Raw genomic sequence first — 585 nt, 5'->3', positions numbered from 1 at the left:
TCACGGTCGGACGTGACAGCGGATTGCCGACGACGCGCGCGAGGCGACGGCCGGCGGCTACACGGAGTACGTCGACGGCGAGGTCCCGGAGGGCTTCCCGAAGACGGGCGTCGGAGCCACGGGCGTCGAAGCCGACATCTGGGACGCCCTCTACGAAATCGAGGACCCCGAGATGCCGGTGAGCATCGTCGACCTCGGCATCATCTACGACGTTCGGGTCGTCGAGCGAGAGGGCGAAGACGGCGAGACGAAGACGCTCGGTATCGTCGAGATGACGCTGACGTACACCGGCTGTCCGGCGCGCGACTATCTCGAAAACGACGTGCAGTGCGCGATTCTGGCGGCCGGCGTCGACGAGGCGTCCGTACGGCTCCGGTTCACGCCGGAGTGGACCGTCGACATGGTGACCGAGGCGGGCCGCGAGGCCCTCCGCGAGTTCGGGCTGGGGGTGTGAGCGATGCGCCGCTTCGACCCAAGCACCGAGACGACGGGCGAGACATCGGGCGCGGAGTGCCCGTACTGCGGTGGCACGAACACCGTCCGCGAGCACCCGAAAGGGCCGGGACTGTGCCGGTCGATGCACTT

Annotated in this window: 1 protein-coding gene; it reads left to right on the top strand. The window is 68.5% G+C overall.

Annotated features, from left to right (window positions below):
* The first annotated feature begins 22 nt into the window (after positions 1 to 22).
* A complete protein-coding gene (locus DVK00_RS22125) occupies positions 23 to 454 on the top strand; it encodes a metal-sulfur cluster assembly factor (RefSeq protein WP_121578512.1) in 432 nt (143 codons plus the stop codon).
* Positions 455 to 585: the final 131 nt, after the last annotated feature.

Source organism: Haloarcula sp. Atlit-47R (assembly GCF_003665985.1).
Lineage (GTDB): Archaea > Halobacteriota > Halobacteria > Halobacteriales > Haloarculaceae > Haloarcula > Haloarcula taiwanensis.
Note: the sequence above shows the minus strand (reverse complement) of the source record. Positions and strands in the feature narration are given on the sequence as shown.